Genomic DNA, 25,870 nt, shown 5'->3' with positions numbered 1-25,870 from the left:
TTATAACACGGGGCACGAAATGCGCTCGACCATAAAGTGTGCTTATGTTGTGATCGGGGTTCAATAAATCACTAAACAGGGTATACTCCGGAGTTGTTTATTGTACTAAACGCTCCCGTGAGAGGATGCTACAGCGCACCTATGACTCAATTCGCTTCTCCGGTTCTGCATACGTTGCTGGATACCGACGCGTACAAGCTGCATATGCAGCAAGCCGTGTTTCACCACTATCATGATGTTCATGTTGCGGCGGAATTTCGCTGCCGGGGTGACGACTTGCTGGGTATCTACGCAGATTCCATTCGTGAACAGGTCGATGCCATGCAGCATCTGGCGCTCACCGATGACGAATATCAGTGGCTTTCAGGCCTGCCTTTCTTTAAAGCGGACTATCTGAACTGGCTGCGTGAGTTCCGCTATAAGCCGGAACAGGTCACCGTCACCAATGATAACGGCAAGCTGGACATTCGTCTGACCGGCCCGTGGCGCGAAGTGATCATGTGGGAAGTGCCGCTTCTGGCCGTGATCAGCGAGCTGGCCCACCGCTATCGCTCCCCTGAAACCGGTGTAACGCAGGCGGTTGCCGCTCTGGAGAATAAACTCGTTGAGTTTTCCAGACTGACAGAAGGGCTGGATATGTCCCGCTTCCGTCTGATGGACTTTGGCACGCGCCGCCGCTTCTCTCGCGAGGTTCAGGAAGCCATTGTCAGACGTCTGCAACAGGAGCCGTGGTTCGTTGGCACCAGTAACTACGATCTGGCGCGTCGCCTTGATTTAACGCCGATGGGTACCCAGGCGCACGAATGGTTCCAGGCGCACCAGCAGATCAGCCCTGACCTTGCCAACAGCCAGCGCGCCGCCCTCGCCGCGTGGCTTGAGGAATACCCGGATCGGCTGGGTATTGCCCTTACCGACTGCATTACCATGGACGCGTTCCTGCGCGACTTTGGCCCTGAGTTTGCCGAACGCTACCAGGGTTTGCGCCATGATTCCGGGGACCCGGTTGAATGGGGTGAGAAAGCCATCGCCCATTACGAAAAACTGGGTATCGATCCCATGAGTAAGGTGCTGGTCTTCTCCGATAACCTTGACCTGGCGAAAGCCGTCGACCTTTATCGCCACTTCTCATCGCGGGTGAACCTGAGTTTCGGAATTGGTACGCGCTTAACCTGTGATATCCCCCAGGTGAAACCGCTGAACATCGTCATAAAGCTAGTGGAATGTAACGGTAAGCCGGTCGCGAAGCTCTCCGACAGCCCTGGCAAAACCATCTGCCATGACAAAGCGTTTGTCCGCGCATTACGTAAAGCCTTCGATCTGCCTCAGGTTAAAAAAGCCAGTTAACGGCTTCGGGGGAGCCTTCATGGCTCCCCTTCTCTTATTAATTTCTTATTTCTTCTCTTAAGACGGTGAAATTTACTTGTCTGATAGCGGATGGCAGGTAACATAGATATCCCCCCTATAAGGGCGGACAAGTGTTTATTTTTTCCGACTATTAACAGAGAGAATATTATGAGCGTTGTGCCTGTAGCCGACGTACTCCAGGGCCGTGTCGCCGTTGACCAGGAGGTCACCGTGCGCGGATGGGTGCGTACTCGCCGAGATTCTAAAGCTGGCATCTCCTTCCTCGCCGTCTATGACGGTTCCTGCTTTGATCCTGTACAGGCCGTCATTAATAATTCTCTGCCCAATTACAATGATGACGTTCTGCACCTGACAACCGGCTGTTCCGTGATCGTCACCGGTGTTGTGGTGGCCTCTCCGGGCCAGGGTCAGAGCTACGAAATTCAGGCGAAATCGGTGGAAGTGACCGGCTGGGTTGAAGATCCGGACACCTATCCGATGGCTGCAAAGCGTCACAGCATCGAATATCTGCGTGAAGTTGCGCACCTGCGTCCGCGCACCAACCTGATTGGTGCAGTGGCGCGCGTGCGTCATACGCTGGCGCAGGCGCTGCATCGCTTCTTTGACGAGCAGGGTTACTTCTGGGTTTCTACTCCGCTGATCACGGCATCCGATACCGAAGGCGCAGGTGAAATGTTCCGCGTTTCAACGCTGGATATGGAAAACCTGCCACGTACGCCGGAAGGAAAAGTCGATTACGACAAAGACTTCTTTGGTAAAGAAGCCTTCCTGACGGTTTCCGGCCAGCTCAACGGCGAAACCTACGCCTGTGCGCTGTCTAAGATCTACACCTTCGGCCCAACCTTCCGTGCGGAAAACTCTAACACCAGCCGTCACCTGGCGGAATTCTGGATGCTGGAGCCGGAAGTCGCCTTTGCCGATCTGAATGACGTGGCTGGCCTGGCAGAAGCGATGCTGAAATACGTGTTCAAAGCGGTTCTCGAAGAGCGCGCAGACGACATGAAATTCTTCGCTGAGCGTGTCGATAACGACGCCATCGCCCGTCTTGAACGCTTCGTCTCCGCAGACTTCGCGCAGGTGGATTACACCGACGCGGTCGCTATCCTGGAAAAATGCGGTGAGAAATTCGAAAACCCGGTTTACTGGGGCGTGGATCTCTCCTCCGAGCATGAACGTTATCTGGCAGAGAAGCACTTCAAAGCACCGGTTGTGGTGAAAAACTATCCGAAAGACATTAAGGCGTTCTATATGCGCCTTAACGAAGATGGTAAAACCGTTGCCGCGATGGATGTTCTGGCGCCGGGCATCGGTGAGATCATCGGTGGCTCCCAGCGTGAAGAGCGCCTGGATGTGCTGGACGCGCGTATGCAGGAGATGGGCCTGAACCCGGCGGACTACAGCTGGTATCGCGATCTCCGTCGCTACGGCACCGTTCCGCACTCTGGCTTTGGCCTGGGCTTCGAACGTCTGATTGCTTACGTAACAGGTGTTCAGAACGTACGTGATGTGATTCCGTTCCCACGCACACCGCGTAACGCAAGTTTCTAACCGACCAAATCATTAATGGCCAGCAAATGCTGGCCATTATTTTATCCTGCAATGTCAGTTTTCGTCAGTCAAAAGTAAGCGTCTATAAACCACAACCCCGCAATTCCCTCTACCTGTTACGTTTTGTTTCCACGAAATATCCTTAGACAAAAAAATAACCCTATTCTTATTGCGCTTAATACAATCCTTACGCAATAGCACAAAAAACAACCACTTTCACAGCCATCTGGATGGCTTTTGTCGATTATAAGAAAAAATGAGCCGTTTAACTTCTGTTTATACGAAAGGCCTTTAGCTAAATTAAACATAAGGAAATCATATATATAAGAATAAAGTGGAGGTTTAATTCACCAGAACGCGCTGAAGTTTGAGGTGCTTCACAAAGTTCCCAAAAATACATATTTAGTTACACATATTTTCTTTTGGTAACTGAATCTTGAAGATTGTAGCACTTTCAGTGTAGCGAAACGGTTCTATGAATGGAAAGATGCCTGTCAGACACATAAAGACACCTAACTCTCATCAATAGTTCCGGAAATATTTATTGACAGAATTTATTGACGGCAGTGGCGAGTGTCATAAAAAAACCAATGAGGGTAATAAATAATGATGAAGCGCAATATCCTGGCAGTGGTAGTCCCTGCCCTGCTGGTAGCCGGTGCAGCAAACGCTGCTGAAATCTATAACAAAGACGGCAACAAATTAGATCTTTACGGGAAAGCAGTTGGCCTGCATTACTTCTCTGATTACGCGGGCAACGATGGCGACAACACTTACGCGCGTCTGGGCTTCAAAGGTGAAACTCAGATCAACGATCAGCTGACTGGCTACGGTCAGTGGGAATACAATTTCCAGGGTAACAACTCTGAAGGCGGCGATGCGCAGAACGGCAACAAAACCCGTCTGGCATTCGCAGGTCTGAAATTTGGTGACGCAGGCTCCTTCGACTACGGTCGTAACTACGGTCTGGTCTATGACGCAATCGGCATCACCGATATGCTGCCTGAGTTTGGCGGCGACACCGGCGCGAGCGATAACTTCTTCGCAGGCCGTACGGGTGGTCTGGCGACTTACCGTAACAGCAACTTCTTCGGCCTGGTTGACGGTCTGAACTTTGGTGTTCAGTACCTGGGCAAAAATGAACGTGATGACGCAGTACGTTCCAACGGCGACGGCTGGGCGACCTCTCTGAGCTATGACTACGAAGGCTTCGGCATTGTCGGTGCTTATGGCGCCGCTGACCGTACCAACAACCAGCAGACGCTGGAGTGGGGTAAAGGCGACAAGGCTGAACAGTGGGCAACCGGCCTGAAATACGACGCGAACAACATCTACCTGGCAGCCATTTATGGCGAAATGCGTAACGCAGCGCGCCTGGGCAGCCGTGGTTTCGCTAACAAGTCTCAGGACTTCTCTGTTGTCGCTCAGTACCAGTTCGATTTCGGCCTGCGTCCATCCATCGCTTACTACAAATCTAAAGCGAAAGACGTAGAAGGTATCGGTGACGAAGACTACATCAACTACGTTGATATCGGTGCGACCTACTACTTCAACAAAAACATGTCTACCTATGTTGACTATCAGATCAACCAGCTGAAAGACGACAACAAGCTGGGCATCAACAACGACGACATCGTGGCTCTGGGTCTGGTTTACCAGTTCTAATCAGCACACCTCGTTGCTATATGCTTAATGAACAGGGCTTCGGCCCTGTTTTTTTATTCCCGAGAGAAAATAATAGCGACTTTTGAAAAGCCGCACGCTTTTCGTCGCAAACGGTTGGCATTTTGTAAATCTACCGTTAACCTGATAGCGGATTTCACTTCTGTAATCACAATGGAACTTCGTCATGTTTGAGAACATTACTGCCGCTCCTGCCGACCCAATTCTGGGCCTGGCCGATCTGTTTCGTGCCGACGACCGCCCTGGCAAAATCAACCTGGGTATTGGTGTATATAAAGATGAAACCGGCAAAACTCCGGTACTGACCAGCGTCAAAAAAGCTGAGCAGTATCTGCTGGAAAACGAAACCACCAAAAACTACCTCGGTATTGATGGTATCCCTGAATTTGGTCGCTGCACCCAGGAGCTGCTGTTCGGCAAAGGCAGCACCATTGTGAGCGAAAAACGCGCCCGCACGGCGCAGACCCCAGGCGGTACCGGCGCACTGCGCGTGGCGGCAGATTTCCTGGCGAAAAACACCTCTGTGAAGCGTGTCTGGGTAAGCAATCCAAGCTGGCCGAACCACAAGAGCGTGTTTAATTCTGCGGGTCTGGAAGTCCGTGAATACGCCTACTATGACGCGGCAAACCACGCGCTGGACTTCGATGGTTTGCTGGCCAGCCTGAGCGAAGCCCAGGCGGGCGATGTGGTGCTGTTCCATGGCTGCTGCCATAACCCAACTGGTATCGATCCTACGCTTGAACAGTGGGAACAGCTGGCTAAGCTGTCCGTTGAAAAAGGCTGGCTGCCGCTGTTCGACTTCGCTTACCAGGGCTTTGCCCGTGGTCTGGAAGAAGATGCTGAAGGTCTGCGCGCATTCGCCGCCGTCCATCAGGAGCTGATTGTCGCAAGCTCCTATTCCAAGAACTTTGGTCTGTATAACGAGCGTGTCGGCGCCTGTACGCTGGTGGCCGCTGACGATCAAACTGTCGATCGCGCATTCAGCCAGATGAAGTCCGTGATCCGCGCTAACTACTCCAACCCACCGGCACACGGTGCGTCTGTAGTTGCGACGATCCTGAGCAACGATGCGCTGCGCGCAATCTGGGAACAAGAGCTGAACGATATGCGTCAGCGCATTCAACGCATGCGTCTGCTGTTTGTGAACACGCTGGCTGAGAAAGGCGCCGACCGTGACTTCAGCTTCATCATCAAGCAGAACGGCATGTTCTCCTTCAGCGGCCTGACCAAAGAGCAGGTGCTGCGCCTGCGTGAAGAGTTTGGCGTCTATGCCGTTGCCTCTGGCCGCGTGAACGTTGCAGGTATGACGCCTGACAACATGGCGCCACTGTGCGAAGCCATTGTCGCGGTGCTGTAACCTGCACCCATAAAAAAAGCCTGCATCGCGCAGGCTTTTTTATTGTAAGAGTTTACCAGACAGGCATTTCATCCTGAAGGAACGGGTTATGCAACCGCTCATCGCCCAGCGTTGACATTGGTCCGTGTCCAGGGATAAACGTCACATCATCACCTAACGGTAATAACTTCTGCTTAATCGACTGAATCAGCTGACCGTGATCGCCGCGTGGGAAATCGCTGCGTCCTACGCCCCCTTTGAAAATCACGTCACCGGAAATCAGCAGGCGTGACACGTCATCAAAGAAGACAATATGGCCGGGCGTATGCCCGGGGCAATGCAACACCTGTAAAGTTACATTCCCTACGTTAACGCGATCGCCTTCGTTCAGCCAGCGGTCCGGTGTCAGTGGCTGACAGTCATCCAGACCAAACATGCGGCTTTGGGCAGGCAGCCCCTGAAGCCAGAACTCATCTTCTTTTTCCGGGCCGATAATCGGCACACCGTAGTGTTCAGCCAGTTCAGCCGCTGCACCCACATGGTCAAGATGGCCATGAGTCAGTAAAATCTGCATCAGCGTTACACCGCTGGCAGCGACTTCCTGCTTGATTGTCTCAGCGTCGCCACCGGGATCAACAAGCGCGGCCAGTTTAGTTTGTTCACACCAGATCAATGAACAGTTCTGTGAGAACGCGGTAACCGGAATAAAACGATAGTTCATACTGCTCCTGTGTTTCGTTATTACCAGTGCCGAACCGGCCCGGTATCAATATGCACAAAGTTGCTACGTGGGTAGTATCCTACACCACCTGCGCGCATAGATAACGCCGCTTTGCGAATATTGGCTAACGAAACGCCTTCAATATGGAAATCCATCGCCTGCCCTTTGGTGTGATAGCTTTTTTTCGCTACCCCACGGCTGTGGGCGCGCAGTTCATTGTTGGTATCCAGAGAGCGATAGCCAGAAATGAGTTGCACCGGCCTTTTGGTCCCCAGCAGTCCCTGCAAGCGGTAAAGCTGATCGAATAATCCAGGGTCGATGGCTTTGATTTTGTTCGCGCGGAAATCACGGAAAAAATGGTTGAGTCGTGCTAATTCATCCTGAATATAGCCTCTGCCATCGAAAAATTCCGCTTTAAGCGTCTCACCAGTATGCAGATTGTTGAGCGTTAAAATACGCGGACGAGGTGTCGAGAGGGTGGCAAATGCTGGCGTCGGAAGGATGGCTGCTGCGCCCAGCGCAACGCCACCTAACGCCAGCAATTTGCGGCGATTAGCGTCAAATTTGTCCATGATAATCAGGTCTACAGGTAAAAGAAATTGTCAATATGCTTAGCGCACGAAGGGCACCATAACTGGCAAAGCCTGCTACGTCAAGGCGCCCAATCCCAGTGAATACGCGGCTTGCAGCCAGATCGCCTCATATTCACCATAACTTACGACAATCATTTTTACCGAACTACTTCATTTACCTGATTAATTGTTCCGCTTTTGGCAAGATTTGTGCGCCGGATCGCGCTGTAAGATCATAATTGTAAATATCTGTACGATACTGGGTACGTCCGTCCGCGCCCACAAACGCCGTCAGATAGTAAAGATTGACCGGAATATTGTGGCGGATATTGACGTAACGCGTATCCCCCTGCTTCAGGGCATCGGATATCCGCGTATCGTTCCAGCCTGCATCCTGCAACAGCATATTCGCCAGTTCGGAGGCCTTATTCACGCGAACGCAGCCAGAACTGAGCGCGCGTGCGTCTTTCTGGAACAGATTATGGTTCGGGGTATCATGCAGATAGATTGCGTCCGAACTTGGCATATTGAATTTGTAACGTCCGAGCGAGTTATGCGCACCCGGTGCCTGCTGGAAACGGAACGGCAGGTTCGAAGGCGTAATCGTTGACCAGTCGACCATCCAGGGGTCAATCGCTTCTTTGCTGTTCCAGCCACGCATCACCGTATAGTTATGTCGCTCCAGATAGCCCGGGTCATTCCAGACCTTAGGCAGGATATCTTTGCGCGCCAGCGTCGGCGGCACGTTCCACGGCGGGTTAACCACCACGTTATTCAGCGCGCTGCTCATCATCGGCGTTTTGCGGTCAGGTCGACCCACAATCACGCGGGACGCCAGCACTTCGCTACCGTCCTGATAGTAGACCAGAGAGTACGCCGGAATGTTGACCATAATGCCGGTGGATAACGTGCCCGGCAGCAAGCGCAAGCGTTGGATATTCAACGCCAGCACCCCTGCCCGCTGGGCCGGAGAGACGTTCAGCCAGTCGCGAGTCGATGGACCAATCACGCCGTCGGCGCCCAGCCCCTGCGCGGCCTGGAACTGCTTCACTGCCGCGACCAGCTCGCGATCGTAAGCGGCGGGCTTATTGCTCAGCGCAACGGCAGTTTTCTCTTTTACCGGCGCCGACGGGCTGACGACTGCGTTTTGCGTCTCGTCGCCGGGCAGCGCAATTTTAGGGCCGCTGTCAAGCATGCCGGACCGTTTCATAATTTCGCGAATCGCAGGCACATCGCTGCTCCATTGTCCCGGACGCAGCGTTGCTGTTCCACGCAACTGAGGCCACGGGCGGGAATCCGCGACCAGCTCAAGAAGCGACTGATGCATCGTGGCATACTGCGGGTGGGCGGGCGCAAGGCTTGCGATAAAGCGCGGCAGTTCACCGTTGTCCAGCGACAGCTGCCACTGATTAATGACGGACAGCGCGGGCGTCGCCAGCTTGTACGGTTTACTGCTGTATAACCAGCGGTTGCCGTTCACCGAAATCCCCGCCACAAACTGCAAGTAGCCCATCATGGCATCAGACAGCACCACGTCACGCGCCTGTCCGGTTACGGCAGGGTCGGTCAGGAGTTCAACCCAGGTCGTGAACTGTGGCTGAAAACCTGCAATCGCCACTTCAGCCAGCTGCTGCTGGAAGGCACGTACCGCCTCGCGATTTTCCCACATCGGTTTCATATCGCGCGCAGCGTAAAGCAGCGTGAGCTGGTTAATATAAGCGGGAGTATAGCCCGAGGGCAGCCCGGTCATAAGCTGCTGGCGTAATGATTCAGTATCGATGCCTTCCGGCAGCGGTTTAATGCCGGCCATGATGGCCGTCGCCGGAGACTGATCCAGCGGTTGTGACAGCGACGTCGGCTGCGCGCCCATCGTCGCGGAGCTGTCAGTCGGTACAATTTCAGGCTCATCGGCCTGAGCGGTAAACAGTGGAGCAAACATCACTGTCAGGCACAAACTCAGCGCAGACAGCTGACGACCACGATCTTTCTTAAGCAACATCCCTTGCCCCCTGTTTTTCACGACATGCCCAGTATTATGGAGCTTTCCTTCAGTATAGAAAGGCATACACGCTGCTGCCTTGCCTTATGTAAAGAAGTTTAAAGATAACGCAGCCCTGAACACAAGTTAAGTGAATAAAAAAAGCGACGCCTGAGCGCCGCCTTTTATCATACCCGGGGTTAAGAGGCGTCAGCCGTGCCCGGTAAAGACTCCGGAGGCTGCGGCGCAAAGCCACGCAGACCTACGACGTGTACATGTTCACTGTTCTGGAACACTTTACGCACCAGCTTATAGGTTGTCCCTTTTTCCGGACTGATGTTTTCCGGCGCCGCGATGATGAGCTGCATATCGAGTCGCTCGCAAAGCTCAAACAGCGTGGCGATGGAGCGGGCGTCGAGACGCGCGGCTTCATCGAGGAACAGCAGACGGCATGGAGAGATGTCCTTGCCGCGCAGACGACGCGCTTCATCTTCCCAGCTCTGCACCACCATCACCAGAATCGACATACCAGTACCGATGGCTTCACCGGTAGAGAGCGCACCGGATTCCGCGCGCAGCCAGCCGTCTGAGCCACGGTTAACCTCAACTTCCATTTCCAGATAGTTGCGGTAGTCCAGCAACTCCTCGCCGATGGTTTGCGGCGTACGCTGGCCCATGTCAATCTGCGGATTCAGACGCTGATACAGCTTCGCCAGCGCTTCGGAGAAGGTCAGGCGGTTACTGTTGAACAGATCCTGATGCTGCTCATGCTGTTCAGACAACACGTCCAGCAGCGTGGAGTGCGCCTCACGCACGTTCACGTTCAGCCGCACGCTGTTGACCTGGCCAAACGACACGCTTTGCAGGCCCTGGTTCAGCTGACGGATACGGTTCTGCTCGCGCTGAATGGTTTTACGAATAATATTCGCCACGCTGCGGGAGCTGATTGCCAGCTTCTGCTCGCGGGAGGTCAGCTCCTCCGTCAGACGGCCCAGCTCGATCTCCATCTGTTCGATCGCTTCAACCGGATCGTCGGTACGGATGATGTCCTGACGAATACGCTCGCGTAAGTGCTGATAAACCGCCACGAAGAACTGAATTTTGCGCTCAGGACGCTTCGGATCTTCGGACATGCGCAGCACGTCGCGCAGGTGTTCATTGTCCGCCACGGCCAGACGCAGCGCACCCAGCGCCTTATCCGACATAGAGCGCAGTTCATCGGCTGACAGGTACGCCAGCTCGCGACGGTGCAGACGACGCTCCACGTTGTTGTCCTTCACCATGCGCATCACCGCGCACCAGCCCGCCTTCGCAGTCACAACCTGTTCACGCATCTCAAAATAGTCGCGCTCCAGCTTGCGCAGACGACGCGTCAGGTTGTCCATCTCCGCTTCACAGAAGGTCAGCGCTTTTTCGAGCTGATTACGACGCGCACGGTTGTTGCTGAGCTGAGCATGCAGCTCATCACGGCGAATACGCGCCCGCTCTTCTGCGCCGCTGTCGGCGCGCACGCCAATGTCCTGCAACTCTTTATGCAGGTCATTTAACAGCTCTTTCTTGGTGTCGAAGGAGCTTTTCAGCGATGCCATGACCTGGCTGTACTGGCTCAGCTGTGCAGCGTGAGTACGCATCGCTTCACGGGCGCGCGTTCGTTCCGCTTCGGCCTGCTCAAGACGCTGGCGCAGCTTTTCATTCAGATCGCTGTTCCCGCTCAGCATTTCTGCTGAATCGGAGTAGCCGAAGTGTGCGCGACGTTGCACCACTTCCGTGAGGGCAAACGCCTGCTGACGCGCTTCACGCTGCACCTGCTGTGACCAGGCGTAATCTTCTTTTAACTGCTCAAACTGTTCCGGGTCGCTCTGGAGAACGGAAACCATCGGCTCCAGTTTTGCCAGCTGATTGCCGTGTTGCTGCACAAAGCGCGCCGCTTCCTGCGCTTCGTCCAGACGTTCCTGAATCTCATCCACGCGGTCGGCGAGCGTATCGTCCGCCAGCAGGTTCAGGCGCGGCAGGATGCGGTTAAGGGCCGCAACGCCTTCTTTCGCCTGCTCAAACTGCACGCGGCTTTGCTGGTTGTCATTTTCATGGCTGGCAAGCGCACGCTCCAGCTCACCGCGGCGGGTGTTGAGCTTACGAATTTCGGCTTCCGGATCGGGCTGAAAGGCAACGCCCAGATGGCTGCCGATAAAGCGGCTGAACGCCTGATGCAGACGCTGGGTTTTCTGCACGTCAAACGACAGGGTCGCAAAACGCTCTGAAAGCGTTTCACGCTCGGCGTGCAGGCTTTCAATACGGTTTTCACGCGCGGCGCGGCCAAACAGCGGCAGTTCCGGGAAGCGCGAATAGCGCCACTGGCGATCGGCGATTTTCACCACCACCGCTTTTTCCAGCTCGTCGACGCTGAATACGCTGTCATCAAACGACTGCGGATCCCCTTCGATGAGGTAGAGATCTTCCGGGCAGTCTTCCAGCCCTGCAAGCTGGTCAGAAATCAGCGACAGATCCGGCACTACAATCGCGTTACGGGACGGACCGTACAGCGCGGAGAAGTACGGCGCATCGTCCAGGCCGACGTCGTCGTAAATTTCAGACAGCAGCACGCCGCCGAAACGCTCGGCTAACGCATTCAGGCGCGGATCTTCTGAGCCGCCAGGCTGGCTTAAACGCTCGATTTCTTCATCGACGTCACGCTTGCGCGCGCCCACTTCGTCACGCTCAACAATCGCTTCGCGTTCGCGCTCCAGCAGCTGTTGCATGTATTCGGTGACGTCCTGGCTGGAGGCAAACTCCTGACCACACTGCTCGCTGAGCTGGTTCAGGCTGCTTTGTGCGGCCAGCCAGATCGGCGCACGCTGTAAGAGCGTCTTCGAACGGGACTGAAGCTGTTCCAGCTCCTGACGCAGCGTCATGCGCTGTTCGCTGGCGTTCGATACGGTATCGGACAGGGCCGCAATACGCGCTTCCAGCTCCTGATGCAGAGCCTCAAGCTCGTCGAAATCGTAATTTTTACCCTGACGTTTGCAGAATTCCGCCAGCAGACGCTCAGCTTCCTGCTGTTCACGCAGACGCTGTTCCAGCTCGTTCAGGCGCATGCGCAGCGGCTGCACCTGCTCGGCCAGATGGCGTTGATTGACGCCGTCGCGCAGTAGCTCACGGGCAACGTCCCATGCTTCGTTACGCGCCAGCGGACCGTTGATCGCCACCACCAGCTGGTACGCCTGCTCAAACTGGCTGTGTGCCGTTTGCGCCACGCTCATTTTCTGATCGAGAGAAAGCAGTTTCTCAGTGGCTTCCTGCTCTTTGGCCTGGAAGGTATCCAGCCATTCGTCAGCGCTTTCAGGGGTCAGGTCCGGCAGGTGGCACAGCTCTTTGGCACGCTGCAACGCCTGCAGCGCCTGGTTGTATTGGATCGCGCGGGTCTGCTGCACGTCCAGCGCCTGCTGGTAGTCTGCGAGCTGGCTTTTCAGCTCATCCACTTCCAGCTCGGCGGCTTCCGCGCGGGCTTCGTTCTCTTCCTGCAAATCGGCGGCTTCTGCCACCACTTCATTTTGCTCTTCAAGACGAATTTGCAGCTCATCGAGATCGGCTTCATAGCGCTCGATTTTTTCCTGCTGACGCAGCGCGGTTTGCACCAGGTTCAGATGATCGCTGGCCGCCTGGTAATCGGCTTCCAGATCCCCTTCGGCACCGTTGTGCTCGCCCAGTTCGCGCGCCATTTCGACATGCTTATACTGCTCGGCGACCAGCTGTTTGCGGGAGGTAAACAGCTCGCGGCGGTATTCCAGCGCCTGATCGAGATGAATACGGCGCTCGTTGGCGTGACGCATATAGTCTGCCGCCACGTAGTTGGTGGCTTCGCTGATCAGATGCTTAAACAGATCGCGGTCAGATTGCGTAACGCGAATCGCTTCCAGCGTCATGCGGTTTTCACGCAGCGCGGCTTCCATATCCTGGAAGGCCTTACGCACGCCGCTGTTTTCCGGCAGCAGGTAGTCGCGCAGGGAGCGGGTAATGGCGCTTGAGATACCGCCGTACAGGGAGGCTTCAATTAGACGGTAGTATTTACTACGATCTGACGCGCTGCGCAGACGACGGGCCACCACGCCGAGATCGAACATCAGAGAGTGGTAGTCGGTAATGGAGTTAAACTGCTTAAACTGCACGCCTTCGATGGCTTCCAGCTTGTCTTTCAGCTCCTGGAGCGTCAGAACGCGCGCCTGTCGTTCATTCAGGGTTTCCGTCAGCAGCGCGGTCGGCTGCACGGAGGTTGGCAGCCCCTGGATCGCAAACGGTTTGATATCTACTTTACGGTCGCGGCCGGCAACCTGCTGCAGGCGCACGCCTACAACCACGCGCTGATGACGGGAGTTGAACACGTCCAGCACCGAATAACAGACGCCCGCTTTCAGCTTACCGTGCAGCCCTTTATCTCGGGAGCCGCTCGTTGCACCCGCTTCAGTGGTGTTACGGAAGTGCAGCAGGGTCAGGTCAGGGATCAGCGCCGTCACGAAGGCCGCCATGGTGGTGGATTTACCTGCCCCGTTACCGCCGGAGAGCGTTGTCACCAGCTCATCCAGATCGAAGGTTCGGGCAAAGAAGCCGTTCCAGTTAATCAGCGTTAGTGAGCGAAATTTACCGCGTTCAATCATTACTCTTCCTCCCCGCTATCCGGCTGATTCTCTTCGTGCTCGTCATTGAGCTGCAAATGGTTTTCCACCGGCATCGCTTCACCGTCACGGATCATGCGCAGCTGTGCTTCACGCGCATCGTCACCCGCACGAACGTCGGCACCAAAGCGGAAGACCGATTCGGTAATGCGGAACTTGCTGCTGTCGTGACCCATGAACCAGACCATTCCCAGACGGCGCAGACGGTTCAGGGAAGAGCGAACTTTTTCCTGTAATTTCTGACGGTCCAGATCGGACCCCGTCGAGCGGTTATTTACCAGCTTGAGCAGCTTGCTTTCATCCGCTAGCGACAGCAGCTCATCGTAAAGCTCCTGCTGGGTGAAGATCCCTTCATTCGCCAGACGTTCCGGGCTGAGGTAGAGGTAGCAGAGAATTTTGCCGACCATCATATCCAGTTCGGAAAGCACCGAGCGCGGAATAAGCGTAGTAGAGCGCGGACGCAGGTAGAAAAACCCTTCCGGCGCGCGGATCAGCTCAACGTTATAGCGAGCGTAAAACTCTTCCAGATACTCCTGAAAGTCCATCAAAAAGGCGTGATTATCCAGCTCGTCAAGGCCAATGTGACGACCGGCACGCAGCTGGCTGTCCAGCGCCGGAAACAACGGATTCGCCAGCGCCTGTGCCAGCTTAACTGGCATCACTTGTTCAATATTTGTCAATGACATGCGCCTGTACCTTGGCTCCGTAATCGTTAATCGGCTGCCACTTCGGCGGCAGTCCGGTGAAATCGGCTTGTGCGATGCCCAGGCGCACCGCCTGGTCTACAACAATGCGGGCTACATCGAAGTGGCGCGCGCGCGGATACTGCGCCAGATAGTCGCGTACCACGAGGCCAAGATCCAGCGGTGCTTGTCTGGCTTTATAGACAGCGAGCTGTTCTTCGATCATCGCCGCAAGCTGCTCGCGAATTTCGTTAAATTCTTCGTATTCCAGATCCGGCGGCAGTTCACCGGTGACCTCTTCATCACGCAGCGCCATCTCTTCGTCGCGCATATCCAGAAGACGATCGGCGTTGGCGTAGGTCAGCGCCCACGGCGCATCAAAGTAGGTCTGTACCGACTGGCGCAGACGCTGAGCAAAGACGCGGTTCTTATCCATATCGATGGCGGTACGGATAAATTTATGCACGTGGCGGTCGTAACCGATCCACAGGTCGATCGACTGCTGGCCCCAGCTGATAATGCGGTCAAGCTTACTCTGCAAATCAAACACCAGACGGTCGATAAAATGCAGATCGTCGTGCGCCATCGTCGCGTCCTGGATGCGCAGCAGGTTGGCCTGCAGCTTATCCCCAGCCGCCTCCAGCGTATCCTGCAACTCACGTAGCGTACCGGACGTTTCTGACAGCAAAAGTTCACAGCTGGAGATGGCCGCACGCCAGTCTTTATTCAGCAGTTGAGCGATATCGTCTTTGACCTGCTGCTGCTGTTCGTCCATCAGACGTTGAGTCAGATCGATACTGTCGAAAATCTCGGCGACCGAGTATTTTAGCGGCGCGTAAACGTTGCGATGCCAGTGGAACTCGTCACCGTTTTCATCAGCCGCGTCGGCGGCACGCTTCAGCTCGCCTGCAACAATGGAGAGCTGCATGGAGAGACGCAGCGTGGAAAATTCGCGCTGGCGGATGTAATAGTCGGTAATGCCAATGCCCAGTGGCGTAAGACGATAGATGGCGTTTCCTTCCGCCTGCTCGCTGGTAAAGCGGTTCAGCAGACGTTGACGCACCATATCATTGATTGCGTTGTTGGCACGCACGCTAATGGTTTCGCTGGTTTGCTCAAACGCATCACTGACGTGGCGGAACGCATCCACCAGTTCGCCTTCACTCATTTCGCCATCCAGGCGTTCGCCGTTTAGCGTCGCAACCGCCAGCAGGAATGAGAGTCTGTCTACCGGCAGCGAGATGGAGAAATCGTTTTTCCTGGCCCAGGCAACCAGTTCGGGGACTGTCTGGGAAAATTCACTCATAGATTATCCTTGCATCTGCGGCTTGCGCGCGGTGACGTGGATATAGCGGCCAAGGCTCAGATAAGGCTCCTGGCGGCAGTACCGCGTCTCTATTTCTGTTAAGGCGTCTAAACAGTCATCCTGTTTTTGTTTATCACGCAGATAATCATGAAACACCCTCACGCCAGTTTTGCCGGTAATTTCCCAACCGATCTCCTCCAGCCAGCCATAGACCTGCTGCGGTTCACGGGGGAAATCCGGTGAAAGCGTGCGTCGTTTCTTTTTATACATGCCCTGCTGTACATAGCCAAAATTGCCGACCAGCACGTTTCGCATTAGCAGGCCGTTGGCATTGTAAAACATCAGCGATAACGCACCGCCCGGGCGCAACATCGACCACAGCGTTTTTAACATCGCTTGTGGTTCGGCGACCCATTCGAGCACAGCATGAAACAATATCAGATCAACCTGCGTTTCCAAATGCTGCGGAATGTCCTGAGCGGCGCAATGTATAAAATGCATGTTGTCGCTCACACCTTTCTCTTCTGCCGCTCGCCCGGCGCGCGCAACCATCTCGGCAGAAAGATCGCAAAGCGTGACGTGATGTCCCCGCTGCGCCATCAGAATTGCAGTCTGCCCTTCCCCACCGCCGGCATCCAGTACGCGCAACGGTCGGTCACCAAATTCAGCCAGCAGCTTATCCAGATCCTGCCAGAGGATCGTCTGACGAAGCTGACCTTTGGTGGTGCCATAAATGTTGCGCGAAAACTTTTCCGCGATGTCATCAAAATTGCGATCCCGCATTGGGAGGGTTCCACTCACTGCAAAACCGCTATTTTGTCACACCCGCGCGGAGAATGAACCACTCTGGTGTAATATCACGGGCAATCGCCTGCTGTATGGTTAAAAAAGGAACCAAAAAGGATGCTTTTTACCCTAAAAAAATATATCGGAGGCATGATGCTTCCCCTTCCCCTGCTGTTGCTTCTCATCGCGCTGGGGCTGGCATTGATATGGTTTAGCCGCTTTCAGAAAAGCGGTAAATCCCTCGTCACCGTGGGCTGGCTGGCGCTGCTGTTACTCAGCCTGCAACCGGTCGCTGACGGTTTGTTACGCCCGATTGAAAACACCTACCCGACGTGGCAGGGAAACCAGAAGGTGGACTACATCGTGGTGCTGGGCGGCGGGTATACCTGGGATCCGAACTGGGCGCCCAGCTCGAACCTGATCAACAACAGTCTGCCGCGTCTGAACGAGGGGATCCGCCTGTGGCTGGCCAATCCGGGATCGAAGATGATCTTCACGGGCGCTGCGGCAAAAACCAACCCGGTAAGTACCGCTGAAGCAGGGGCAAGAGTGGCTGAATCGCTTGGCGTACCACGTTCCGCCATCATCACGCTGGATAGCCCAAAAGATACCGAAGAAGAAGCTGCTGCGGTGAAACAAGCCATCGGTGATGTGCCGTTCCTGCTGGTGACCTCTGCTTCACACCTGCCGCGCGCAATGATTTTCTTTGAGAATCAGGGCCTGCATCCGCTTCCTGCTCCGGCAAACCAGCTGGCCATTGACGCCCCGCTCAACCCGTGGGAACGGATAATCCCGTCCCCGGTATGGCTGATGCACAGCGACCGCGTCGGTTACGAGACGCTTGGCCGCCTGTGGCAGTGGCTTAAGGGTTCGTCAGGCAAGCCAGGGCAGGAGTGATTTTGCGGCCAGATCGAAACTGGCTCGATTAAAGCGCCCGGTGTTGACCAGTTGCGCCACCTCATCCCAGAGAAGATAGAGCCAGCGTCGCCAGAGAAAGGCCTCCGCAACGGGGGCGCGCTGAAGATAGTGCCAGAGCAAATCTTCCGCCGCCCCGCCCTCGCTCAGCCTGAACAGTTCGTACTCGCGCGGCGCCCAGAGCATGATCCCCGGCCCGACCATCGCCAGAAGCTGATCGCTGCGCGAGTCTTTAAGCATACTGCGCAGCGTGAAGTTGCCGTGAACCAGCACGCAGTTGTCGTTAAAACCCTCAAACAGCGTCGGCAGACATTCCCGGGTGCGGAACAGAATACGTTTGTCCTGCATCGTTAAACCGGTGTTGTTGAACTGGTTCAGCGTGCCCCAGAGCACTTCGACACGCTGGCGATACCATAGCGGCCACAGGTTTTCCTGGGTGCTGTCTACCGCGCCAACAAGACCCCGGCTGTCCTGCCGATGCCAGGCAAGCAGAGCCTCGACAATCTGATCTTTCAGCTGTTCCCAGCGCTCCGGTGTACGCGTCGGAGCTTCAACAGAAACCCCGCGTAAACGTTCAATAAGCAGAACATCCGGGCCGGGATGCTCCTCATGGGTCATCACGCCGTAGACCGTCGGCATACGGACAGTCCCTTCCCGCGCCAGCATCGACATTTTCCAGGCCAGCTGTCTGGCGACACCCGGCGAGGTAAAACTTCTGGCCATCAGCGGCATGGGGTTTCCCTGACTGTCGTACAACGACCAGAGTGCGGTATCGGCCTTTTCATTCACGCATTCCACCCGGCTTAGCTTTTCGCCAAGGAGATGGCTGAGTTCAGCACGCAGCTGTTCCATATGAGATTACCCCCATTAAGACTACTGCTTTTATAATGAGCGCGCGAACCCCGGATGTCACCCGGTCGAGATCAATAATGAAAAAGAAAAGGAAGAGAACATCCCCCCAGAACGAGGGGATGGCAGCGAATTAACGCAATTCGACGCGTACGCGATCGAGATCTTCAGGCGTATCCACGCCGGTGCCAGGGACTTCCTGGGCAACCGCAACGTGAATTTTCTCGCCGTACCACAGCACGCGAAGCTGTTCGAGCATTTCGATATGCTCAAGCGGGCTTGGTGCCCAGGCGACATAGCGACGAATAAAGCCGGCGCGGTAGCCGTAAATACCGATGTGGCGCAGGAAGGTTTCGCCGATCGTCTCTTTCGATTGCGCGAAACGATCGCGATCCCACGGAATGGTGGCGCGGGAGAAATAGAGCGCGTAGCCCTCTGCGTCCATGACCACTTTCACCGCATTCGGATTGAACGCCTCTTCAGCGTGGTGAATCGGCACCGCGAGGGTCGCCATGCCAACCTTACGCTGGGCCAGGTTGTCGGCCACCTGACGGATAATAGCCGCCGGGATCATCGGCTCATCGCCCTGCACGTTCACAATCACCGTCTCGTCACTGAAACCGCATTTTTCGACGACTTCCGCCAGGCGCTCGGTGCCTGACTGGTGGTCGGCACGGGTCATGCACACTTCCCCACCCGCGGCCTCAACCGCTCGCGCGACATCCGGGTGATCGGTGGCGACGATGACGCGTCCGGCGCCCGATTCGCGTGCCCGTTCAAGGACATGCACAATCATCGGTTTACCGTTGATATCCACCAGCGGTTTACCTGGCAGGCGCGTTGAAGCATAACGCGCAGGGATAATGACAACAAAACTCATGGTTTGATCTCTTCTGCCACCAGAGAACGGGCTTCATTTTCCAGCAGGACCGGAATACCGTCACGCAGCGGGAACGCCAGGCTGTCCAGTTTGCAAATCAGCTCTTGTTTATCCTGGCTGTAATACAGTTTGCCGTTGCACACCGGGCAGGCAATAATTTCAAGTAAACGGTGATCCATAGTTCCTCCGTATGGGTAATTGCTAAAGCTTACCACATTCTTTTTTCAGGGAGTGCCTGTTTCCCAGCCACCTCGACAGGTCGTAAACAGCCCCGCAGGCACGCGACCGAGTACAATTTCATACGCCCCCTGCCAGCGCGCAAATTCACTGAGCGCAGACGTTAGCCCTTTTTCCAGGCCAGCCGTGACTTTTATGCCCTCTTCCAGCCAGAGAGCGATAATTTCAAGCGTGCCGGTTTTACGGTGCATTTTAGCGTCCATGCGCCCGACAAGCTGCCCTTTATGAAGCAACGGCAAAACAAAATAACCGTACTGACGCTTTTGCGCCGGGGTGTAGCATTCCAGACGGTAGCTGAAATCAAACAGCTGTTCGGCTCGCTTTCTGTCCCAGACTACGGGGTCGAATGGCGAGAGCACGGCACTGTGGGTCGCCTGGAGTTTGCCCTCTTGCGCCTGCGCCAGCAGAGGGAACAAATCCGCATGCAGCCACATTTCACCTAACGACTCAACCGAGACCGGCATCACGCGCTGTTCACGCTGCCACGTTTCCAGCAGCGGTTTTAGCTGCGGCTGACGCAGGCGATAATAATCCGCCAGCCACTGTGGGCGGAATATGCCCAGGCTGCGGGCGCTGTTCCCGAGCATGATGGCTTCGGCTGCGTCCTGAGACAGCAGGTCACGCGTATCGTCCCAGTGAGGCATAACGCGGTGCGTGAGGTCATAAACGCGCTGAAAGTTGCGGCGCTCGACCACCATCACTTTGCCCGACGTAAACAGCCCTTCAAGATGGCGTTTGTGCGGTTTCCACTCCCACCATCCGCTTGCGCCTTTTCGCGGGTGTTCAAAATCCGCGGAGCGTACCGGACCGTTTTCCTGAATATGGGCAATCAGTTGTTCTATTTCATCCGCGTGTTCCGCCATCCATTCCTGGCGGTATTTCCAGCCCATTTTGTCCGGGGCGAGCATGCGGTGACGCACCAGTGCAAAATCGCTGCGCGGGAGAAAACAGGCTTCATGCGCCCAGTATTCCATCAGTTCGCCCTGACTTAGCGCATTATCCAGCCACTGCGGAGGATAGTTTCCCAGGCGGCTAAACAGGACCAGATACGGGCTACGCGCCACGATGTTAATGGTGTCGATTTGCAGCAACGACATGCGTTGCACGGTAGAGAGGATATCCGCTGGCTGTGCGCGGCGGCGGGACTTTTTCAGAAGCCCCTGGGCGGCAAGATGCAGGTTTCGTGCGGCTGCAAGTGAGAGTTGCGGTAGAGACATGCGTTTTCCTGTCAGTCAAAGCGCCACCGGAACCGCGTAGAAGTTACTGCACTAACGCGAGCAGTTCCTTGAGCAAATGTTCCGGCTGTTCGCCGCTGAGTTCAGCATCAACCGGCAGATACCACCAGTTTTCTTTCGCAAAGGCCCGGCATTTTACCGCGTCTTTTTCCGTCATGATCAGCGTCTGGCCCGGTGCGGCCAGCCTCTCAATCTCTTCGGCAACCAGCGCCTGGTGATCGGCCAGCGGTACCCGTTTCTCCAGCCGCGCGCCGCACTGCTCCAGCGTCGCGAAGAAACGCGGCGGATGACCAATCCCGGCCATCGCAATCAGATGATCCAGTAACGCGACGTCTTTACGCTTGCCGGTCAGCATATTCACTGCCTTTCCGGGACGAAGATGCATCGGGATCTCACTCGCTCTGGCTTCACCACCGTTTACAATCACGGCATCGACGCTCTTCAGGCGCGACGCACGCTCACGCATTGGACCGGCTGGCAACCACCAGCCGTTGCCAAAACGCCGCACGCCGTCAATAACCACGATCTCTTTGTCACGCGCCAGCGCGTAATGCTGCAAACCATCATCGGTAATTATGATTTGTACGTCATGCTCTGCAAGCAGTGCCTTTACGGCATCACTGCGCACCGGCGATACCGCAACCGGCGCGCCAGTACGTTGGTAAATCAGTACCGGCTCATCACCGGCTTCAGCGGTTGTCGTAGCTGGGCTCAGCACCAGTGGATACTGCGCCGCTTTACCACCGTAACCGCGTGAGACAACTCCCGGGCGGATACCGCGCTTCTGGAGCTGTTCTACCAGCCAGATCACCACCGGCGTTTTGCCGTTTCCACCCGCCGTCAGGTTGCCGACCACCACGACCGGTACCGGTGCGCGCCAGGCGCGCTTGATCCCGATGCGATAAAGCAGACGAATAGCACCGCTCACCAGGCCATACAGCCAGGAGAGCGGGAGAAGCAGCACCCACAGAGGGGATTCACCCGACCAGATGCGTGCAATCATTGACCGAACTGCATTTTATGAAGCTGCGCGTATACACCACGTTGTTCCAGCAGGTCCGCATGGCTGCCGCGTTCAACGATAACGCCGTCTTCCACCACCACGATTTCGTCAGCCTGTTCGATGGTCGACAGACGGTGCGCGATAACCAGCGAGGTACGGTTTTTCTGTAATTCATCCAGAGCCGACTGGATAGCGCGTTCAGATTCCGTATCCAGTGCGGACGTTGCTTCATCGAGGATCAGAATCGGGCTGTTGCGCAGCAGCGCTCGGGCAATCGCGATACGTTGACGCTGACCACCGGAGAGCAGCACCCCGTTTTCGCCAATGATCGTATCCAGACCGTTATCCATTTTGTTAATGAAGTCCATCGCATAGGCCATACGCGCCGCATTCTCGATCTCTTCACGGCTGTACTCTTCGGTACGGGCATACGCAATGTTGTTCGCCACCGTATCGTTGAACAGATGCACGTTCTGCGAAACCAGCGCGACCTGGTTACGCAACGACTGTAGGGTATATTCCCGCAGGTCGTGACCATCAAGCAGGATTTCGCCCTGGTCGATATCGTAGAAACGGGTAATCAGGCTGGCAATAGTCGACTTGCCCGAACCGGAACGACCGACCAGTGCAACGGTCTTACCCGCCGGGATGGACAGGCTGATATCACGCAGCGCCGGCACTTCACGGCCTGGATAGGTAAAGGTCACGTTGCGGAATTCCAGGTCACCTTTAGCGCGCTCTATCACGCGTGTACCTTCATCTTTTTCTTGTTCGGAATCGAGGATGCTGAACAGCGTCTGACAGGCTGCCATCCCGCGCTGGAACTGGGCGTTGACGTTAGTCAGCGATTTCAGCGGACGCATCAGCGCAATCATGGATGAGAACACCACGGTAATCGTACCCGCAGTCAGGGTTTCCATGACGCTCGGGAAGCTTGCTGCATACAGGACGAAGGCCAGGGCCAAAGAGGCAATCAGCTGAATGATCGGATCGGAAATCGACGAGGCCGATACCATTTTCATCCCTTGCAGGCGCATTTTGTTGCTGACCTTGTCAAAGCGTTTGGTTTCGACTTCCTGACCGCCGAAGATCAACACTTCCTTATGGCCTTTCAGCATCTGCTCGGCGCTGGTAGTCACCTGCCCCATCGTATTCTGCATATTTTTACTGATGTTGCGAAAACGCTTTGATACCACGCGGATCGCGATGGAGACAATCGGCGCCAGCACAATAAGGATCAGCGACAGTTGCCAGCTGTAATAGAACATCATCGCAAAAAGACCGATGATGGATGCGCCTTCACGCACAACGGTAATCAGTGCGCTGGAAGAGGACGACGCCACCTGCTCTGAATCGTAGGTAATACGCGACAGCAGGGTACCGGTTGACTGTTTGTCAAAGAATGAGACTGGCATCCCCATCATATGGCTGAATAACCGACGGCGCATGGTCATCACCACTTTACCGGATACCCAGGAGATGCAGTAGCTGGATACATAGCTGGAGATTCCGCGTAAGATCATCAGCCCAATAACCACCAGCGGCATCCATAGCAGCACTGAACGATCCGTTTTACCAAAACCGTCATCCAGTAACGGTTTGAGAAGCGATAACATAAACGTATCGCTGGCTGCGTTGAGGATTAACGCTACGCCCGCCACGATCAAGCCTGCTTTGAAAGGTGCAATCATCGGCCAGAGCCGGCGGAACGTTTGCCACGTGGAGAGATCTTTGTCGTTATGCATTCAAAAAACCAGCATTTGTTGAAATAGCCGCATATTCTACCCGTTATCTACGGGCGCGCCAAACCACTGATGATACCAACGCGGTAAATAGTGTTCACGTAAGCGGCGAATTTGCCGACTTTGGTGCGAAAACGTCACAGTTATCTGTCCGGACTGCGGGGTATCAAGCCAGAGATATCCCTCAGTTCGATAGCGCCTGACTACTTTGATGGAAGGGAAACGCCACGCGTTATAGCGGGCCATCGAGGCCAGCGAAACCTGCCCCTCCACGCGCTGTAGCAGCGGTGTTGAAGATGACGTGTTACTCCCATGATGCGGCACCTGAATCAGTGTAGCCGCAAGTTGACGCCAGCGGTGGCTCAACATTGCCAGTTCTGCCTGCGCTTCAATATCTCCGGTCAGTAAAACGCTCTGTTCGCCGTCATCGATTTTTACCACGCAGGAGCGGTTGTTACCTTTCGCCGGGGTGTTTTCGGGTGGCCAATGCACGGAGAACGTTAACCCATGCCACTGCCATCGCTGTCCACGAAAGCATGGAAGATGTCCGGCCCAGGCTAAGGGGCTTCTGATCCACATTGCAGGCCAGGCAGCTTTTAGCGATGCCAGTCCCCCCGCGTGGTCGAGATGTTCATGGCTCAGGATCACCCCTTCCGGCCTAAGATGATGCCAGCGTAGCCAGGGAATAATCAGCTGCTGCGCGCTGTCCCCACCGGGCCATGCCAGCCCGGTGTCATACAGAATGGCCTTCCCGTGACGCTCAATGACCATCGCCAGCCCTTGCCCTACATCCAGCATATGCAGGGACCAGCTGTCAGTTTTAATCCTGTGCCAGAGGGGAAATGCCATCACCACGCTGCCTGCCAGACAGACTGCGGGTACTGCGCTGAAGGCCCTGAATCGCCAGCCAATGATCAGCAGCCACGGCAGTAACGTCAGGTATTGCCAGCGTTCATCCACGTCCTGCCAGCCATTCGGTAAACGCATCAATAGCCAGAAAAGTCCTGCCAGAGACTTATCGGCAGCCAGCCAGACGATACTTTCCAGCGTCGCCACCGGAAACAGATGCAGAAACATGCCGAGCAGGATCAGTGGAACTGAGATAAACGTTACCAGAGGAACAGCAAACAGATTCGCCACCAGCGAGGAGAGACTGAAACCATGGAAAATCAGTACCTGAAGCGGCAACAGAAGCAGCAGCATTCCAACCTGCAAATACAACAGCGTAACCAGCGGCCGCAGGCACCGGCCACGTTGCCAGTGCGGGAGAGGCAACCACTGATACCAAAAAATAAGCGCGGCGACCGCAACCGCGGATAACGCCAGGCTTTGTGACAGTACCGCCAGCGGATCGAAAAACAGGATCGCCGCCACGCAGGTAAGCCATACCTGCCAGGGCGACCACTGACGACCGCCCATTTTTAATGCGGCCAGCACCACAAGCGCCATAACCGTACGCAGCGCAGGCGGCTGCAAGCCCGTTAGCCATGCGTAAAACGCGGCAAAATGCAGACCTGCCAGTAAAGGCACTTGCCAGATAATCCAGCGGCCCGGCAGGAAAAATTGGATGCCCCGAGCCAGTAGCCAGACAGCAGAAGCGGCCAGCGCAATATGCAATCCCGAGATTGCCATCAGATGCATCGTTCCGGTCTCACGCATCAGGTTTTTTATCTCCCGCGAGACCGACAACCGCTCCCCCATCCCCAGCCCCAGGATCACGGGCCCCCACTGATATGCTGAAAGCGTATTCTGTAGTGATGTCAGGTATTGCGAACGCAGGCTACAGCGTGCGTCGACAATCTCCGCATGGGTAAACCGTCCGCTCAGCGTCTGGTGTCGGGCAAAGGCGTTTTTCTGCGAATCATAGCCGCCATCGTTGAGTTCTCCGTGTACCGCCCTGAGCCGCAGGGTCATTGCCCAGCGTTGACCCACGCAGACATTTTGAGGCAGGTAGTTGCCGTAGAGTGACACGCCCATGGCAGCCCACACACGTTCTCCATTGAGGCTGATAATCCTTCCCTGATGCATCGTTGCGCCGTCCGTTGCGGTAATGACCACCTCGGCCTGCTGCGGTGCTTTCGTTAAATGGTTCATCGGCCACACGCTTTCCTGAGCGGCCAGGATCCCCCAGCACATAAAAAGCAATGCGAGGCCTGAAAACCTGAGCCATTTTCTCTGCTGTACGGATAACGCAATTCCTGCGGCAATCAGCAACCAGACAATATGCAAGTCTGGCAAAACGGGTAACCAATAGAGCGGGATTATGGCCAGAATGGCGCACATACTGATAACGTGGATCCCCATCTTCACCTCCATGTTTCAGGCGATTATGCGGCGGGAGTGATGCGTCGTCAGACAGAAAAG

General features: G+C 55.4%; 19 protein-coding genes. 5 read left to right on the top strand and 14 right to left on the bottom strand.

Annotation, left to right across the window (positions count from 1 at the left end; all coding sequences use genetic code 11):
- Positions 1-141 precede the first annotated feature (141 nt).
- From pncB to ACQG03_RS07985, 4 genes are all read left to right on the top strand, one after another.
- Positions 142-1,344: a nicotinate phosphoribosyltransferase gene (gene pncB, locus ACQG03_RS08000; protein WP_023299736.1), complete on the top strand. Its 1,203-nt coding sequence runs from the start codon at positions 142-144 to the stop codon at positions 1,342-1,344.
- A gap of 168 nt (positions 1,345-1,512) precedes the next feature.
- Positions 1,513-2,913 (top strand): asparagine--tRNA ligase, encoded by a 1,401-nt coding sequence (gene asnS / locus ACQG03_RS07995; protein ID WP_063163386.1) that lies wholly within the window; start codon positions 1,513-1,515, stop codon positions 2,911-2,913.
- A 606-nt stretch (positions 2,914-3,519) separates the two neighbouring features.
- A complete protein-coding gene (ompF, locus tag ACQG03_RS07990) occupies positions 3,520-4,578 on the top strand; it encodes a porin OmpF (protein ID WP_023299735.1) in 1,059 nt (352 codons plus the stop codon).
- 184 nt (positions 4,579-4,762) lie between these two features.
- Positions 4,763-5,953, top strand: coding sequence for an amino acid aminotransferase (locus tag ACQG03_RS07985; RefSeq protein WP_023299734.1), 1,191 nt, complete (start codon positions 4,763-4,765; stop codon positions 5,951-5,953).
- 52 nt (positions 5,954-6,005) lie between these two features.
- On the opposite strand, the gene ACQG03_RS07980 is transcribed toward ACQG03_RS07985, so the two are convergent.
- The 7 genes from ACQG03_RS07980 to cmoM all read right to left on the bottom strand — a co-directional run bounded on the left by ACQG03_RS07980 (position 6,006) and on the right by cmoM (position 16,642).
- Positions 6,006-6,653: an MBL fold metallo-hydrolase gene (locus tag ACQG03_RS07980; protein WP_063163387.1), complete on the bottom strand. Its 648-nt coding sequence runs from the start codon at positions 6,651-6,653 to the stop codon at positions 6,006-6,008.
- A gap of 20 nt (positions 6,654-6,673) precedes the next feature.
- The gene (locus ACQG03_RS07975) at positions 6,674-7,225 is read right to left on the bottom strand and encodes a YcbK family protein (RefSeq protein WP_003858202.1); all 552 of its coding nucleotides are present in this window, start codon (positions 7,223-7,225) and stop codon (positions 6,674-6,676) included.
- A 175-nt stretch (positions 7,226-7,400) separates the two neighbouring features.
- Positions 7,401-9,224 carry a L,D-transpeptidase gene (ldtD, locus tag ACQG03_RS07970; protein WP_063137584.1) on the bottom strand — a complete coding sequence of 608 codons (1,824 nt, stop codon included), beginning with the start codon at positions 9,222-9,224 and terminating at the stop codon, positions 7,401-7,403.
- A 179-nt stretch (positions 9,225-9,403) separates the two neighbouring features.
- Positions 9,404-13,852, bottom strand: a complete 4,449-nt coding sequence (gene mukB / locus ACQG03_RS07965; RefSeq protein ID WP_063163388.1) for a chromosome partition protein MukB — start codon at positions 13,850-13,852, stop codon at positions 9,404-9,406.
- Positions 13,852-14,556, bottom strand: coding sequence for a chromosome partition protein MukE (mukE, locus tag ACQG03_RS07960; protein WP_003858208.1), 705 nt, complete (start codon positions 14,554-14,556; stop codon positions 13,852-13,854). The genes mukB and mukE overlap by 1 nt, the downstream gene beginning before the upstream one ends.
- The gene (gene mukF / locus ACQG03_RS07955) at positions 14,537-15,859 is read right to left on the bottom strand and encodes a chromosome partition protein MukF (RefSeq protein WP_022647635.1); all 1,323 of its coding nucleotides are present in this window, start codon (positions 15,857-15,859) and stop codon (positions 14,537-14,539) included. The genes mukE and mukF overlap by 20 nt, the downstream gene beginning before the upstream one ends.
- 3 nt (positions 15,860-15,862) lie before the next feature.
- A complete protein-coding gene (gene cmoM / locus ACQG03_RS07950; RefSeq protein WP_006809373.1) occupies positions 15,863-16,642 on the bottom strand; it encodes a tRNA uridine 5-oxyacetic acid(34) methyltransferase CmoM in 780 nt (259 codons plus the stop codon).
- A gap of 120 nt (positions 16,643-16,762) precedes the next feature.
- Here cmoM and elyC point away from each other — a divergent pair, with 120 nt between their 5' ends.
- Complete coding sequence (elyC, locus tag ACQG03_RS07945) at positions 16,763-17,542, top strand: envelope biogenesis factor ElyC (protein ID WP_063137586.1); 780 nt, start codon at positions 16,763-16,765, stop codon at positions 17,540-17,542.
- On the opposite strand, the gene ACQG03_RS07940 is transcribed toward elyC, so the two are convergent.
- The 7 genes from ACQG03_RS07940 to ACQG03_RS07910 form a co-directional block, all read right to left on the bottom strand.
- On the bottom strand, positions 17,519-18,412 hold the full coding sequence (locus ACQG03_RS07940) for a YcbJ family phosphotransferase (protein WP_003858216.1): 894 nt from the start codon (positions 18,410-18,412) through the stop codon (positions 17,519-17,521). The two genes, elyC and ACQG03_RS07940, sit on opposite strands and share 24 nt — an antisense overlap.
- A gap of 130 nt (positions 18,413-18,542) precedes the next feature.
- The gene (gene kdsB, locus ACQG03_RS07935) at positions 18,543-19,289 is read right to left on the bottom strand and encodes a 3-deoxy-manno-octulosonate cytidylyltransferase (RefSeq protein ID WP_023299728.1); all 747 of its coding nucleotides are present in this window, start codon (positions 19,287-19,289) and stop codon (positions 18,543-18,545) included.
- The gene (gene ycaR, locus ACQG03_RS07930) at positions 19,286-19,468 is read right to left on the bottom strand and encodes a protein YcaR (RefSeq protein WP_003858220.1); all 183 of its coding nucleotides are present in this window, start codon (positions 19,466-19,468) and stop codon (positions 19,286-19,288) included. The genes kdsB and ycaR overlap by 4 nt, the downstream gene beginning before the upstream one ends.
- A gap of 45 nt (positions 19,469-19,513) precedes the next feature.
- Positions 19,514-20,743: a winged helix-turn-helix domain-containing protein gene (locus tag ACQG03_RS07925; RefSeq protein ID WP_045308854.1), complete on the bottom strand. Its 1,230-nt coding sequence runs from the start codon at positions 20,741-20,743 to the stop codon at positions 19,514-19,516.
- Between the two features lie 43 nt (positions 20,744-20,786).
- The gene (gene lpxK / locus ACQG03_RS07920) at positions 20,787-21,764 is read right to left on the bottom strand and encodes a tetraacyldisaccharide 4'-kinase (protein WP_063163389.1); all 978 of its coding nucleotides are present in this window, start codon (positions 21,762-21,764) and stop codon (positions 20,787-20,789) included.
- Positions 21,761-23,509 carry a lipid A ABC transporter ATP-binding protein/permease MsbA gene (msbA, locus tag ACQG03_RS07915; protein WP_023299725.1) on the bottom strand — a complete coding sequence of 583 codons (1,749 nt, stop codon included), beginning with the start codon at positions 23,507-23,509 and terminating at the stop codon, positions 21,761-21,763. The genes lpxK and msbA overlap by 4 nt, the downstream gene beginning before the upstream one ends.
- 36 nt (positions 23,510-23,545) lie before the next feature.
- Positions 23,546-25,810 (bottom strand): ComEC family protein, encoded by a 2,265-nt coding sequence (locus tag ACQG03_RS07910; RefSeq protein WP_063137587.1) that lies wholly within the window; start codon positions 25,808-25,810, stop codon positions 23,546-23,548.
- Positions 25,811-25,870 lie beyond the last annotated feature (60 nt).

It is taken from the genome of Enterobacter cloacae complex sp. 342H5, from assembly GCF_050030905.1.
Taxonomy (GTDB): Bacteria; Pseudomonadota; Gammaproteobacteria; order Enterobacterales; family Enterobacteriaceae; genus Enterobacter; species Enterobacter intestinihominis.
This window is presented reverse-complemented; position numbering and strand designations above follow the sequence as displayed.

Excerpts from the sequence above, each read along its gene's own strand:
- pncB (WP_023299736.1), top strand. The coding sequence starts at position 142 with ATGACTCAATTCGCTTCTCCGGTTCTGCATACGTTGCTGGATACCGAC.
- asnS (WP_063163386.1), top strand. The coding sequence starts at position 1,513 with ATGAGCGTTGTGCCTGTAGCCGACGTACTCCAGGGCCGTGTCGCCGTT.
- ompF (WP_023299735.1), top strand. The coding sequence starts at position 3,520 with ATGATGAAGCGCAATATCCTGGCAGTGGTAGTCCCTGCCCTGCTGGTA.
- ACQG03_RS07985 (WP_023299734.1), top strand. The coding sequence starts at position 4,763 with ATGTTTGAGAACATTACTGCCGCTCCTGCCGACCCAATTCTGGGCCTG.
- ACQG03_RS07980 (WP_063163387.1), bottom strand. The coding sequence starts at position 6,653 with ATGAACTATCGTTTTATTCCGGTTACCGCGTTCTCACAGAACTGTTCA.
- ACQG03_RS07975 (WP_003858202.1), bottom strand. The coding sequence starts at position 7,225 with ATGGACAAATTTGACGCTAATCGCCGCAAATTGCTGGCGTTAGGTGGC.
- ldtD (WP_063137584.1), bottom strand. The coding sequence starts at position 9,224 with ATGTTGCTTAAGAAAGATCGTGGTCGTCAGCTGTCTGCGCTGAGTTTG.
- mukB (WP_063163388.1), bottom strand. The coding sequence starts at position 13,852 with ATGATTGAACGCGGTAAATTTCGCTCACTAACGCTGATTAACTGGAAC.
- mukE (WP_003858208.1), bottom strand. The coding sequence starts at position 14,556 with ATGTCATTGACAAATATTGAACAAGTGATGCCAGTTAAGCTGGCACAG.
- mukF (WP_022647635.1), bottom strand. The coding sequence starts at position 15,859 with ATGAGTGAATTTTCCCAGACAGTCCCCGAACTGGTTGCCTGGGCCAGG.
- cmoM (WP_006809373.1), bottom strand. The coding sequence starts at position 16,642 with ATGCGGGATCGCAATTTTGATGACATCGCGGAAAAGTTTTCGCGCAAC.
- elyC (WP_063137586.1), top strand. The coding sequence starts at position 16,763 with ATGCTTTTTACCCTAAAAAAATATATCGGAGGCATGATGCTTCCCCTT.
- ACQG03_RS07940 (WP_003858216.1), bottom strand. The coding sequence starts at position 18,412 with ATGGAACAGCTGCGTGCTGAACTCAGCCATCTCCTTGGCGAAAAGCTA.
- kdsB (WP_023299728.1), bottom strand. The coding sequence starts at position 19,289 with ATGAGTTTTGTTGTCATTATCCCTGCGCGTTATGCTTCAACGCGCCTG.
- ycaR (WP_003858220.1), bottom strand. The coding sequence starts at position 19,468 with ATGGATCACCGTTTACTTGAAATTATTGCCTGCCCGGTGTGCAACGGC.
- ACQG03_RS07925 (WP_045308854.1), bottom strand. The coding sequence starts at position 20,743 with ATGTCTCTACCGCAACTCTCACTTGCAGCCGCACGAAACCTGCATCTT.
- lpxK (WP_063163389.1), bottom strand. The coding sequence starts at position 21,764 with ATGATTGCACGCATCTGGTCGGGTGAATCCCCTCTGTGGGTGCTGCTT.
- msbA (WP_023299725.1), bottom strand. The coding sequence starts at position 23,509 with ATGCATAACGACAAAGATCTCTCCACGTGGCAAACGTTCCGCCGGCTC.
- ACQG03_RS07910 (WP_063137587.1), bottom strand. The coding sequence starts at position 25,810 with ATGGGGATCCACGTTATCAGTATGTGCGCCATTCTGGCCATAATCCCG.